This window comes from Metallibacterium scheffleri, from assembly GCF_002077135.1.
GTDB lineage: Bacteria > Pseudomonadota > Gammaproteobacteria > Xanthomonadales > Rhodanobacteraceae > Metallibacterium > Metallibacterium scheffleri.
In genome coordinates this window covers 848,470-860,444 of record NZ_LDOS01000001.1, presented here as the reverse complement: position 1 = coordinate 860,444, position 11,975 = coordinate 848,470, and the positions used below count along the sequence as shown (strand labels likewise).

Here is an 11,975-nt window from a genome sequence, read left to right as displayed (position 1 = left end):
GCGCAGGGTTCACACAATCCCGCGCTCGCCCTTGATCGCTTCCCACGCGGTGTTGATTTCGCTCGCGCGGCGCTCGGCACGGCGGCGCAATTCTTCCGGCAGGTCGCCGAGGCGATCCGGGTGATATTGCGAGATCAGTTTGCGGTAAGCGCGCTTGATGCTGGCGTCATCGTTGCCGCGCTCCACGCCGAGCACGGCATACGGGTCGGGGCCGCTGCTGCGCGACGCCGGCGCCTGTCGCGAGCCGCGCTGGTAGGCCTGCTGGTAACCCTGCTGCTGCCACGCGCCCGCCGCGCCCTGCGGCATGGCGTAACCGCGCATCATCAACAGCGCCAGCAGTTGCATGTCGCCGAAGCCCAGCGCGTGCGCGGTCTGTTGCAGCAATTGAAACCCGGCCTGGCTGGCCGCGCCTTCGGCATAGGCGACCTCGGCCAGCACATCGAGCACGGCCCAGGCCAGTTGCGGCTGCGGCGCGCAGATCCGGCGCAGTTCGGCCAGCGCGGGCGCGAGTTGAAACCCGGCTTGCTTGCCGGCGTTGAAGCGCGCGATGGCCCCGGCGCGCTGCGTGGCATCGAGATTGAAACGCTGCATCATGCGCTCGGCGACACTGATTTCGGCTTGGCTGACGCGGCCGTCGGCCTTGGCCAGCGCACCCAGTACCGCAAACAGCGGCGCCACGAACTGGCGCTGCGCGCGCAGGCGCCGGCGCTGATGGCGCATGGTGTCCACCACCCAGCCGATCAGCGCGCCCAGGATCAGCGCACCGAGGCTGTGGCCAAAAGTCAGCCCGAAAGCCGCTCCCACCCAGGTCCACAGGAAACTCACGGGCGGCGCACCTGCGGCAGGCACACGGGTTGCGCGGCATACCAGTCGGCCAGCGCACGCATCTGCGCGGGGTCGATCGCGCCCAGTGCACCGCGCATCAGTGGCACGTTGCGCACACCGGAGGCGTAATCACGCATCGCCTTGTCAAGGTAATCCGCTTTCTGGCCGGCAAGGTCGGGAATATCCGGCTGCCGCGCATGGCCGTTGGCACCATGGCAGGCGGCGCACAGTCCCAACTGCGCAGGCGGTTGCATGCCGGCTGGCGCGAGCGTGGCGCGACCACTGCCGCGTGGCATGCGCTCACTGCACGCACCCAACAGCAGCATGAACAGGCCGGGCACGGCACACAGCAGGAAAAGACGCAGCAAGGACATGGCGCGATTCGCGGCAAAGCGCACAGTTTAACCGCGCCGCGCGCGGCTGCTGCGATGGCACGATTAGAATGCGCGATTCGCCCCACCCGCGAGTATGCCGTGAGCCTGCTGATCCAATCCGATTTGCCCGGTCTGCACCTGCTGCATCGGGGCAAGGTGCGCGATGTCTATGCTCTGGATGCCGAGCGTTTGCTGATCGTGGCCAGCGATCGCCTGTCAGCGTTCGACGTGGTGCTGCCCGATCCGATCCCCGGCAAGGGCGAGCTGCTCACGCAACTGTCCAATTTCTGGTTCGCGCGCACCGCATTCCTGATGCCCAATCACCTGACCGGCTTCAGCGTGGCCAGCGTGCTGCCCGCAGGCGTGGACGCCACGCTGTACGCGCAGCGCAGCGTGGTGGCCAGGCGTCTCAAGCCGGTGCCGATCGAAGCGGTGGCGCGCGGCTACCTGGCCGGCTCCGGCTGGAAGGATTACCAGGCCAGCGGCCGCATCAGCGGCATCGCGCTGCCGGCCGGATTGCAGCAGGCCGAACAACTGCCGCAACCGATCTTCACGCCCTCCACCAAGGCCGCCGCCGGCAGCCACGACGAAACGATCGATTTCGACCGGGTCGTGGCGACGCTCGGCGCCGATCTTGCCGAGCAGGTGCGCGCGGCGACGCTGGCGTTGTACCGCCACGCCGCCGCCTATGCCGCGCAGCGCGGAATTCTGATCGCCGACACCAAGTTCGAGTTCGGCCTCGATGCCGCCGGCAAGCTCTACGTGATGGACGAAATGCTGACGCCGGACTCCTCGCGCTTCTGGCCGGCCGCTGGGTATCGCATCGGCACCAGCCCGCCAAGCTACGACAAGCAGTTCGTGCGCGACTATTTGGAAACGCAGCACTGGAACAAGCAGGCACCCGGTCCGCACATTCCGCCCGAGGTCATCGCGAAAACACGCGCCAAATATGCGGAGGCCTTGCACAAGCTCACGGCCTAGCATGGCTTCGACGTGGACGGCAGCCTGCCCCTTCCCGTCGGCAACCGGCCACCGTGGTCGGCGGCTCGCAAGCTCGGCAACGTGTCTGCCCATCGCTTCTCGTATGATCTGGCGCCGTACCGGCTGTTCCGGGCGGCGTCGATCTCGTGGAGGGTGATGCCATGCGCGATGTGCAGCAGTGGTTCGAGAACTACGGCAACGATCATCGCGATGCGCGCAACTGCGCCATCCACTGGGTCTGCGTGCCGTTGATCCTGTGGTGCGTGATCGCCGCGCTGTGGGTGATCCCGGTACCCCGCGCCTTTGCGCAACCCGGCCTGTGGGCGGGCGTGGCGATGTTCCTGGCGTGGACGTTCTACTGGCGGCTGTCGCGCGTGATCGGCCTGGGCATGCTGGCCGTGTTCGTGGTGTTCGGCTTCATCGCGCACCTCGCTTATGCCGCGCTCGGCGCCATGCATCTGCTGGTGCTCGCCGGCGTGCTGTTCGTGATCGCATGGATCGGGCAATTTATCGGCCACACACTCGAAGGCCGTCGCCCTTCGTTTCTGACCGATCTGGCTTATCTGCTGATCGGCCCGGCCTGGCTGCTCGGCAAGCTGCTCGCGCGCGCGCGCATCGCCTACTGACACTGCGCGTCAGGGGCGCGGCACCGGCAGACCCAGCGCCAACCCCAGCGCCGAGATCGCCACGATCAGCAGCACCCAGAACAGCAGCACCACGCCAAGCATGCCCGGGACGCCGGGTGCGCGCGCCGAGGGCAGCACCAGCCAGTGGCTGAGTACCCACAACTGCGCCAGCAGCGCCAGCGCCAGCAACAGCACACTCAGCCCGACATGCCAATGCAGCGGATCGACGCTGCCCATCAGCGCCGTGCCCAGATTCCAGGCCAGCAGCAGCAGCGCGGTCAACCCCAGCGCCAGCAACACGATCAATGCACTGCGTCCCGGCGCTGCCCAGAACCCCAGCACCACGCGCACCGCCAGCATCAGCAACAGCGTGGCCAGCAGCCAGGCCAGCGCCGCGGCCAGCACGGCGCCGGCGGGACCCAGGCTCGCCCATGCACCCAGCCATGGCAGCAGCAGTGATTGCAACCTGATTCCAGTGTTCGTGGTGGCCGGACGGCGCGCCAGGCGCCGCCCGGCCACTGGCTGCAGCGTCAGTGCATCATTCCATGCATGAATGAGAAACCGATCACCATGCCGATGACCCACATCACAACGGCAATGGCCAGCCAGATCAACCAGTCGACCACCACCACGAGACACGCCTGACCGTAACTGATTTCACCACTCATGGGCGATTTCATCAGCTTCTGGATCAGCCAGGCAGTCACCAGGAAATCGGCGATGAAAATGATCAGGCCCGCCAGCATGCCAAGCCAGAACAGCACCAAGCCAAGAACGATGTGAATCACGATCGCGGCGCCGACCACGGCCAGCATCGTGATCACGGCCTGGCCATAACCCGGACTGGATTTCACCACCAGTTTGTAGGCGAACATGAGGATCAGCGCGCCAAGCAAGACCGTGATCACCAGCCCGACCAGCCCGCCGATCAGCGCGACCCCAAAACCCATGCCCGTCAGGGCACCGAAATCATTCATGTGCATCCCCTTGTCATTGGACGCCATGCCCCACGCATGGCCGGCACAGCATGCCCTCCGCCATGGACCCGGGCAAGCTGCATGGCGTCTTGGCCGCTGCGACTGCAGTAGGCTGTACTACCCGCCCCACGCGGAGGCCGCCGATGACGCTGCGCAGCCTGTTCGTCGATTTCAACAGCTACTTCGCCTCGGTCGAGCAGGAGGTGCGGCCGGAGTTGCGCGATCGCCCGGTGGCCGTGGTCCCGGTGCTGGCCGATTCGACCTGCTGCATCGCCGCCAGCTACAGCGCCAAGGCCTGTGGCATCCGCACCGGCACGCGCGTCAGCGATGCGCGCGCGTTGTGTCCCGGGCTGGTGCTGTGCCTGGCACGGCCGGCGCTCTATGTGGAATGGCATCACCGCCTGCTGGAAATCATCGGACGCGTGCTGCCGATCAGCCATATCGGCTCGATCGACGAGGTGGATTGCGAGCTGATCGGCAGCGAGCGGCGGCGTGACAAGGCCGAGGCAATGGCGCGCGCGATCAAGCGCGAAATCGCGGGCGCAGCCGAATTCATCCGCTGCTCGATCGGCATCGCGCCCAACGCCTTCCTGGCCAAGACCGCGGCCGACATGCGCAAGCCCGACGGCCTCACCGTGCTCGAGGCCGGCGACCTGCCGCAGGCGCTGCATGCGCTGGCGCTGCGCGATCTGTGCGGCATCGGCCCGGCGCTGGAGCGGCGTCTGCTGCGTCACGGCATCCGCAGCGTGGCGCAACTGACCGCCGCCGATGCCGCCGCGTTGCGCCGCGTCTGGGGCGGCGTCGAGGGTGAGCGCTTCCACGCGCTGCTGCACGGCGCCTGGCTGGGTGAGCGACCGAGCGTGCGCAGCTCGGTGGGCCATTCGCACGTGCTTGGCCCTGAGTTGCGCAACGCGCAAGGCGCACGCGCGGTGCTGCAAAAACTGCTGAGCAAGGCGGCGCTGCGCTTGCGCCGCCTGGGCCTGCACGCCGGCGCGCTGGCGGTGCGCGTGCGTTACACCGGCGCACGCCCGCGCTGGGAGCGCGATGCGCGCTTCGCGGACACGGCCTCCACGGCAACGCTGCTGCGCGAATTGCGTACGCTGCTCGATGATCCGGCGCAGCCCGCACTGCCCGGCCCGCGCGGCGCGCGACCGCTGGCACTGAGTGTGACCTTGCACCATCTCAGCGATCCGGCGGACGCCGCACCGGATCTCTTCGCGGCGCCGGCGAAGACCAATGCACTGGACACGACCATTGATCGCATCAACGCGCGCTTCGGCCACAACGCGGTGTACTTCGGCGGCCTCAGCGCGGCGATCCGCCACGACGCCGCACCGATGCGCATTCCGTTCAATCGCATCCCCGACAGCGCCAGCGAGGCCGCGCAGCACGAGCTGTGGCTGCAATCGCTCAATCGCTTCAAGGTCGCTGGCCAATTGGCGCACGCGGCAGCGGCACGCGAGCGGCCTGCTAAGCTGCGCACGTCGGCCGCAGGCGGGCCGGTTGCAACAGGGGACGAGACATGATCGCGCGCGTCTGGAGGGGCATCACGCACAAGGACACGGCCGATGCTTATCTCACATTCCTCAACAACGTGGCGCTGCCTGGCCTGGCCGGCAAGGCGGGCCAGCGTGGCGGCTGGGTGTTGCGCCGCTATCAGGGCGAGCATGCCGAGTTCGTGGTGCTGACCCTGTGGGAATCCATGGATGCCATCCGCGCCTGGGTGGGCGGCGATCCGCAGCAGGCCGTGTATACCGCCGAGGAAGCGCAATACCTGCTCGACCAAGAGGGCTTGGTGCGCCACTACGAAACCGTGGGCGCGGTGGCGCCACCCGCCGGCCAGGGCACCTGAGCGTCACCCGCCACGCCATCGCCATGACATGAGAAAAGCGACGCCCGCAGCGACGTCGCTTTCGTGTCGCCTTGATCGCGATACCGGCGCTCAGATCGCGCTGCTCAATTTTTCTTGGCCGCGCGCTCGGCGGCCAGCGTGGCCTTCACTGCAGGACGCGCCTCGACGCGTTTCATGAACGCCTGCAGGGCCGGGTACGGCGCCAGATCGACCCCGACGATCCCGGCCCAGGTCAGCACCGTGTACAGGTAGGCGTCGGCCACGGTGAACTGGTCGCCCAGCAGATACGGCGCGGCGCCCATGGCGGCGACGATCTCGCGGAAACGCTCGGCCAGACGCTCCTGCTGCGCCTGCTTCACGGCATCGGTCGAAGCTGGATTGAACAATGGGCTGAACTGCTTGTGCAGCTCGGTGGAGATGAAATTCAGCCATTCCTGCAGGCGATAGCGCGCGAAGGTGCCATTGGCGGGCGCGAGTCCGGCCGTGGGCTTCTGGTCGGCCAGATACTGCACGATCGCCGGACCCTCGGTGAGAATGGCGCCGTCGTCGAGCTGCAGCGTCGGCACGTAACCCTTGGGATTGATCTTCCAGAAGTCCGCGCCGTCCTTCAGTCGCTTGGACTTCAGATCGACCTGCACGGCCTCGAACGGCAGACCCAGCTCGTGCAACACGATATGCGGCGACAGCGAACAGGCGCCGGGGGAAAAGTAAAGTTTCATGGGATTTCCTTGTGCGGGAAGAGAGACAATCAAAAAGACTCAATGCGTATCGGACGCCTTGCCGGATGTGCGGGCAGCGCGTGCCGGCACCAGCGCCGGCGCGCAGACACACTGTTGCCGCAACCGCGCATTCAGCGCTTCCTGGACGGGATCAGATCGGTGATGCTGCCATCCATGATCTCGGCGGCCATGGCCACGGTTTCACTGAGCGTCGGGTGCGGATGGATGGTGTGGCCGATGTCGGCGGCCTCGGCGCCCATCTCGATCGCCAGCGCCACCTCGGCGATCAGATCGCCGGCATGCACGCCGACGATGCCGCCGCCGACCACGCGCCTGGTTTGCGCATCGAAGATCAGCTTGCTGAAGCCCTCGCTGCGATCCATGCCCAGCGCGCGCCCGGATGCCGCCCAGGGGAAGCGCGCCACTTCGATGGCCAAGCCCTTCTCCTTCGCCTCGCGCTCGCTCACGCCGACCCAGGCGATTTCCGGGTCGGTATAGGCCACCGAGGGGATCACCCGCGCCAGCCACTCGCGCTTCTCGCCGGCGGCGACCTCGGCGGCCAGCTTGGCTTCGTGCGTGGCCTTGTGCGCCAGCATCGGATTGCCGACGATGTCGCCGATGGCGAAGATGTGCGGCACGTTGCTGCGCATCTGCGCATCCACGGCGATATAGCCGCGCGCATCGACGGCGATGCCCGCCGCTTCGGCGCCGATGCGTTTGCCGTTGGGCACGCGACCCACCGCCACGAGCACGCGGTCGAACACGTCACGCGCCGGCTTCGATGCACCCTCGAACACGACGTGGATGCCATCCTTCTGCGCGGTGGCGCGCGCGACCTTGGTCTGCAGATGAATGCCGGCCAGACGCTTGCCCAGACGCTGCTGCAGCGGCTTGACCAGATCAGCATCGCAGCCCGGCATCAACTGCTCGGCCAGCTCGACCACGGTCACCGCGCTGCCCAGGGCGGCATACACGCAGGCCATTTCCAGGCCGATGATGCCGCCGCCGACCACCAGCAGCGATTTGGGCATATCGGCCAGCGCCAGCGCGTCGGTGGAGTCCATCACACGCGCATCGTCCCAGGGGAACCCCGGCAACTTCAGCGCCTGCGAACCCGCCGCAATGATGGCCTGGGCGAAGCGCACGCGCTTGACACCAGCGTCGGTTTGCACGTCCAGCTCGTGCGGCGCGACGAACATGCCGACGCCCTGCAACACACGCACCTTGCGCTGTTTGGCCATGCCGGCAAGCCCACCGGTGAGCTTGCCGACCACACCGTCCTTGAACGCGCGCAACTTGTCCAGATCGAGCCTGGGCGTGCCAAAACTGACGCCGTGCGCAGCCATGGCCTCGGCCTCGGCGATCACCTCGGCGGTGTGCAGCAGCGCCTTGGATGGAATGCAGCCCACGTTGAGGCACACGCCGCCCAGGCTCGCGTAGCGTTCGACCAGCACCACGTCCAAGCCCAGGTCGGCGGCACGGAACGCCGCGGTGTAGCCCCCCGGGCCAGCGCCCAGCACCAGCAGTGCGCACTCCATATCGGGCGTGCGGCCATCGACTGCGCCTGGCGCAGGCGCGATGGTGGCCGGTGCTGCAACCGCTGCGGGCCGGGTTGCAGGAGTACTGCCCGCCGCCTTGGGTGGCTCGGGCGGCGCAGCCACAGCGGCCACGCTGGCGGCGGCCTCGATCAGCGCGACCAACGTGCCTTCGGACACCGCATCGCCCAGCTTGACCTTCAGCTCCTTCACCACGCCCGCGGCCGGCGCCGGAACCTCCATCGTCGCCTTGTCGGACTCCAGTGTGACCAGGCCCTGATCCCGGGTCACCGTATCGCCGGGCTTGACCAGCAATTCGATCACCGGCACGTCGTGATAATTGCCGATGTCGGGAACTTTGATTTCGATCGTGCTGGCCATCGTGCGGCGTCCTCGGGTGCGGCCGCGCTCAGCGCGCGGCGTCGGAATGGTGATCGGGCGCGATGGCCGGCGGCGGCGCGGCGACGACCCGTGGTGTGGACTCGCGCAGCGCCTGCAGCGCCTCGGCGCCGGTCAGTCCAAACCAGCTGCGCAAGTGCAGGTCGCGCTGCGGGAACGGCAGCTCGATGCCGCGCCTGGCGAGCGCGCTGTGCAGCGCCCAGTTGTAGGCGGCGCTGACACCACCCGGATGCCGCGTGGCGTCGGCGTTGACCCACACCACCAGCTCGAAATCGAGTGAAGACGCGCCGAAGCCGCTCAGCCAGACCTGCGGCGCATGCGGGCCATCCTGCGCCAGCGTGTGCGGCACCTCGCGCGCCGCCTCGAGTCCGGCCTCGCGCACCTGCTCCTTGTCACTGCCGTAGGCGACGCCGAACGGTACCTTGATGCGCCGCGTGCCCGCCGTCAGGGTCCAGTTGACCAGGCGCCCGCTGACGAACTCGGAGTTCGGCACCAGGATGTCGACATCGTCGTTGGTGTTGATGCGGGTCGCGCGGATGTTGATGTCGCGCACCTCGCCGTGCACGCCCGAGGCCAGCTCGACGAAGTCGCCCACCTTGAGGCTGCGCTCGAACAGCAGGATCAGGCCGGAGATGAAATTGTTGAAGATCGCCTGCAAACCGAAACCGAGACCGACGCCGAGGGCGGCGAAGAACACCGCGAAACGGCTGACCGGAATCCCGGTCGCCGACAGAGCGAACATCACGCCCAGCAACAGCAGGGTGTAATGGCCCAGACGTGCCAGCGTGTACAGCGCCGAGCGATTGATGTTGTCCGGATAGCGGGTGGCGTAGTGCGTCAGCATGCGCCGCAGCAGATACGACAGCAGGATCGCGCCACCCAGGATCAGCAGCGCGGCCAGCAGCGCACCCACGCTCAGTCGCACCGTGCCAAAGTGGATCAGGCGCAGATCGAGCAGGTTGTCGATCTGCGCGAAGACTGCCTGCGCGCGCGCCGGCAGCCCCGTGGAGGCCGCGTGCAATCCGCTCGCGAGATGCGCGGCCATGCGCGGCTCAGAGCAGCAGCCGGCGCAGATCGCCCAGCGCGCGCGCCATGAATGCGGTGAAGCGCGCCGCGGCGGCGCCATCGATGACGCGATGGTCATAGCTCAGCGACAGCGGCAGCATCAGGCGTGGTTCAAACGCCGTACCGTTCCACACTGGCTGCAGGCTGCTCTTGCTGACGCCGAGGATGGCGACTTCGGGCGCGTTGATGATCGGCGTGAACGCGGTGCCGCCGATGCCGCCGAGCGAGGAGATCGAGAAGCAACCGCCGGACATGTCGGCCGGCGTCAGCTTCTTGTCGCGCGCCTTGGCCGAGATCGCGCCCAGTTCGCGCGCCAGATCCAGCAGGCCTTTCTGATCGCAGTCGCGCAGCACCGGCACCACCAGACCATCGGGCGTGTCCACGGCGATGCCGATATGGAAATATTTTTTCAGCGTCAGCGTATCGCCGCTCGCATTGAGCGAGGCGTTGAACGTGGGGAATGCCTGCAGCGCCGCCACCGCGGCCTTGATCAGGAACACCAGCGGGGTGATCTTCAGATCCTTCTGCTCGGCGCCGAGCTGCTTGCGGAAAGCTTCCATCGCGGTGATGTCGGCCAGATCGTGCTGGGTGACGTGTGGAATCAGCGCCCAGTTGCGCGCCAGATTGGCGCCGGTGGCGCGCTTGATCTTGCCCAGTGGCTGCGCCTCGATCGGCCCGAACTTGGCGAAATCGATCTCCGGCCAGGGCAGCAGGTTGAGTCCGTTGCCAGCCGCGCCGCTGCGTGCGCCACCGCCATCCAGGGCCTGCTTGACGAAAGCCTGCACATCTTCGCGCAGGATGCGCCCACCCTTGCCACTGCCCTTGACCTTCTTCAGGTCCACACCCAGCTCGCGCGCGAACAGACGCAGTGCCGGGCTGGCATACGGCACTTGATCCGGCATCACCGCGCTGCTGTCGAAGCGCACGGGCGACGGCGCAGCGACTGTCGCGACAGGACGCGGCGGCGGTGCGGCGGTGGCTGGCGTTGATGCTGGTGCTGGTGCCGACGCAGCGACGCTGGGCAGCGATGCAGCGATGGCTGGCTTGGGTGGCGCAGCCACAGCGACCGCGCTGGCGGCGGCCTCGATCAGCGCGACCAGCGTGCCTTCGGACACCGCATCGCCCAGCTTGACCTTCAGCTCCTTCACCACGCCCGCGGCCGGCGCCGGAACCTCCATCGTCGCCTTGTCCGATTCCAGCGTCACCAGGCCCTGATCCCGGGTCACCGTATCGCCGGGCTTGACCAGCAATTCGATCACCGGCACGTCGTGATAATTGCCGATGTCCGGCACCTGGGCTTCGATCAGCGAGGACATGCATGCTCCTGCATTCGGCAATATGCGAGCGCTGATTGTCGCGCAATGCGCCACGCGCGTCATGCTTCATGCGCTGGCTACGCAAGCATGTGGCGCCGGCGCCGGCAGCTGCGGTACCGGCCGATTCCGGCCAGACCCGAACGCAGGCGCTCGATGACAGCGTTGCGCGACATGGCGTTGCGCGACATCCAGCCGGATGCCTGCGATCGCCGCGGGCGACGGCAATCCACCGTGCGATCACGACACTGCGGACCGGCAGCCTGACCCTGACTGCGCGCGACAAGCTGACGCGCCGCGAATCCGTTCCCGGGAAATTGACTGTGCGCGACCGCACCGACAGCCCTCGCGCCGTTGCGGTAAAAGTCACATACTGATCGCGGTGGTTGTGCGCTTTGCAAAGCCACATAGGCAGCGGAGCAGGATGCATCGACGCCAAAGTGCCGCCGCGATGAGCACGCAAGTGCTCGTCCCGACACAAGCGACGCGGCTCCTCCGCGCCCGTTTGCTTGCACAGCGCGGCAGGCTGCCAGGTTTTGCAAACTGATCCATCGTTGCTTGGCTCGTTCCCCTAGGAGGACTCGTGATGAAACGTCTGTTCAAACTTGCCTTGCTCGCCGCCGCGGCATTGGCGCCACTCTCGGCCTTGGCCGCCGATGGTTACGTCAACGGTTACGTGAATCTGCGCGCCGGCCCGGATGTGCGCTATCCGCGCGTCACCACGTTGCCACCGGGTACGCCGATTGCCGTTTTTGGCTGCACCAGTGGCTGGAGCTGGTGTGATGTTCGGGGCGATGGTGCGCGCGGCTGGATCTCCGCGAATTTCGTCAGTTATCCCTATGACAACCAGCGCGTCATACTCTCGGCTTACGGCGGACGCATCGGCATTCCGATCCTCAATTTCGTGCTTGATGCGTACTGGGGCAGCCATTATCGCAACCGCTCCTGGTATCCGCAGCGCACCCAATGGGCGCGGCCTGATTACCGGCAGCAGCCATCGCGTTACCGCCCGCAACAGGGCCATTATCAGCAACAGGGCCGCTATCAGCCGCAGCGTCGTCCGCAGCCACAAGGCCATTACCAGCCACAAGGCCGCCCACAGCAGCCGCATCCGGGCCAGCGCCCAGGCGGCCCGTGGCATGGTCCTGGTGGTCCCGGGCATGGCGGCAAACCACCGCAAGGCCCGGCGCACGGCAAAGACCATGGCGGCCACAGGCCACCGCATGACGGTGGCGGTGGCGGTGGCGGTGGCGGCGGCGGCGGCGGTGGCGGTGGCGGTGGCGGCGGCTGAATCGCGCGATCAGCACCA

General features: G+C 67.2%; 13 protein-coding genes. 5 read left to right on the top strand and 8 right to left on the bottom strand.

What is annotated here, in order from left to right:
• Nucleotides 1-9 precede the first annotated feature (9 nt).
• Nucleotides 10-825 carry a co-chaperone DjlA gene (djlA, locus tag Mschef_RS03805; RefSeq protein ID WP_081126823.1) on the bottom strand — a complete coding sequence of 272 codons (816 nt, stop codon included), beginning with the start codon at nt 823-825 and terminating at the stop codon, nt 10-12.
• Nucleotides 822-1,199 (bottom strand): c-type cytochrome, encoded by a 378-nt coding sequence (locus Mschef_RS03800; protein WP_242426437.1) that lies wholly within the window; start codon nt 1,197-1,199, stop codon nt 822-824. Before Mschef_RS03800 ends, djlA begins: the two co-directional genes overlap by 4 nt.
• Nucleotides 1,200-1,298: 99 nt before the next feature.
• Here Mschef_RS03800 and Mschef_RS03795 point away from each other — a divergent pair, with 99 nt between their 5' ends.
• Nucleotides 1,299-2,180, top strand: a complete 882-nt coding sequence (locus Mschef_RS03795) for a phosphoribosylaminoimidazolesuccinocarboxamide synthase (protein WP_425480129.1) — start codon at nt 1,299-1,301, stop codon at nt 2,178-2,180.
• 161 nt (nt 2,181-2,341) lie between these two features.
• Nucleotides 2,342-2,806, top strand: a complete 465-nt coding sequence (locus Mschef_RS03790) for an Mpo1 family 2-hydroxy fatty acid dioxygenase (RefSeq protein WP_081126464.1) — start codon at nt 2,342-2,344, stop codon at nt 2,804-2,806.
• A 9-nt stretch (nt 2,807-2,815) separates the two neighbouring features.
• Here the strand turns inward: Mschef_RS03790 and Mschef_RS03785 are convergent, their stop codons facing one another.
• Nucleotides 2,816-3,271, bottom strand: coding sequence for a hypothetical protein (locus tag Mschef_RS03785; protein ID WP_136256572.1), 456 nt, complete (start codon nt 3,269-3,271; stop codon nt 2,816-2,818).
• 65 nt (nt 3,272-3,336) lie between these two features.
• The gene (locus tag Mschef_RS03780; protein ID WP_081126462.1) at nt 3,337-3,810 is read right to left on the bottom strand and encodes a hypothetical protein; all 474 of its coding nucleotides are present in this window, start codon (nt 3,808-3,810) and stop codon (nt 3,337-3,339) included.
• A 116-nt stretch (nt 3,811-3,926) separates the two neighbouring features.
• Between Mschef_RS03780 and Mschef_RS03775 the strand changes: the two genes are divergently transcribed.
• Complete coding sequence (locus Mschef_RS03775) at nt 3,927-5,309, top strand: DNA polymerase Y family protein (RefSeq protein ID WP_081126461.1); 1,383 nt, start codon at nt 3,927-3,929, stop codon at nt 5,307-5,309.
• Entirely contained in the window at nt 5,306-5,635 is a 330-nt protein-coding gene (locus Mschef_RS03770; protein ID WP_081126460.1) for an antibiotic biosynthesis monooxygenase family protein, read from the top strand. Before Mschef_RS03775 ends, Mschef_RS03770 begins: the two co-directional genes overlap by 4 nt.
• 104 nt (nt 5,636-5,739) lie before the next feature.
• Here Mschef_RS03770 and gstA read toward each other — a convergent pair whose 3' ends face one another.
• The 4 genes from gstA to aceF all read right to left on the bottom strand — a co-directional run bounded on the left by gstA (nt 5,740) and on the right by aceF (nt 10,669).
• Complete coding sequence (gstA, locus tag Mschef_RS03765; RefSeq protein ID WP_081126459.1) at nt 5,740-6,354, bottom strand: glutathione transferase GstA; 615 nt, start codon at nt 6,352-6,354, stop codon at nt 5,740-5,742.
• 131 nt (nt 6,355-6,485) lie between these two features.
• A complete protein-coding gene (lpdA, locus tag Mschef_RS03760) occupies nt 6,486-8,270 on the bottom strand; it encodes a dihydrolipoyl dehydrogenase (protein WP_081126458.1) in 1,785 nt (594 codons plus the stop codon).
• Between the two features lie 28 nt (nt 8,271-8,298).
• A complete protein-coding gene (locus Mschef_RS03755; protein ID WP_081126821.1) occupies nt 8,299-9,333 on the bottom strand; it encodes a mechanosensitive ion channel family protein in 1,035 nt (344 codons plus the stop codon).
• A 7-nt stretch (nt 9,334-9,340) separates the two neighbouring features.
• Entirely contained in the window at nt 9,341-10,669 is a 1,329-nt protein-coding gene (gene aceF, locus Mschef_RS03750) for a dihydrolipoyllysine-residue acetyltransferase (RefSeq protein ID WP_242426436.1), read from the bottom strand.
• 583 nt (nt 10,670-11,252) lie between these two features.
• Between aceF and Mschef_RS03745 the strand changes: the two genes are divergently transcribed.
• Nucleotides 11,253-11,957 (top strand): SH3 domain-containing protein, encoded by a 705-nt coding sequence (locus tag Mschef_RS03745; RefSeq protein ID WP_081126456.1) that lies wholly within the window; start codon nt 11,253-11,255, stop codon nt 11,955-11,957.
• Nucleotides 11,958-11,975: the final 18 nt, after the last annotated feature.

Excerpts from the sequence above, each read along its gene's own strand:
- Mschef_RS03800 (WP_242426437.1), bottom strand. The coding sequence starts at position 1,199 with ATGTCCTTGCTGCGTCTTTTCCTGCTGTGTGCCGTGCCCGGCCTGTTC.
- Mschef_RS03790 (WP_081126464.1), top strand. The coding sequence starts at position 2,342 with ATGCGCGATGTGCAGCAGTGGTTCGAGAACTACGGCAACGATCATCGC.
- Mschef_RS03780 (WP_081126462.1), bottom strand. The coding sequence starts at position 3,810 with ATGGCGTCCAATGACAAGGGGATGCACATGAATGATTTCGGTGCCCTG.
- Mschef_RS03775 (WP_081126461.1), top strand. The coding sequence starts at position 3,927 with ATGACGCTGCGCAGCCTGTTCGTCGATTTCAACAGCTACTTCGCCTCG.
- Mschef_RS03770 (WP_081126460.1), top strand. The coding sequence starts at position 5,306 with ATGATCGCGCGCGTCTGGAGGGGCATCACGCACAAGGACACGGCCGAT.
- gstA (WP_081126459.1), bottom strand. The coding sequence starts at position 6,354 with ATGAAACTTTACTTTTCCCCCGGCGCCTGTTCGCTGTCGCCGCATATC.
- lpdA (WP_081126458.1), bottom strand. The coding sequence starts at position 8,270 with ATGGCCAGCACGATCGAAATCAAAGTTCCCGACATCGGCAATTATCAC.
- Mschef_RS03755 (WP_081126821.1), bottom strand. The coding sequence starts at position 9,333 with ATGGCCGCGCATCTCGCGAGCGGATTGCACGCGGCCTCCACGGGGCTG.
- aceF (WP_242426436.1), bottom strand. The coding sequence starts at position 10,669 with ATGTCCTCGCTGATCGAAGCCCAGGTGCCGGACATCGGCAATTATCAC.
- Mschef_RS03745 (WP_081126456.1), top strand. The coding sequence starts at position 11,253 with ATGAAACGTCTGTTCAAACTTGCCTTGCTCGCCGCCGCGGCATTGGCG.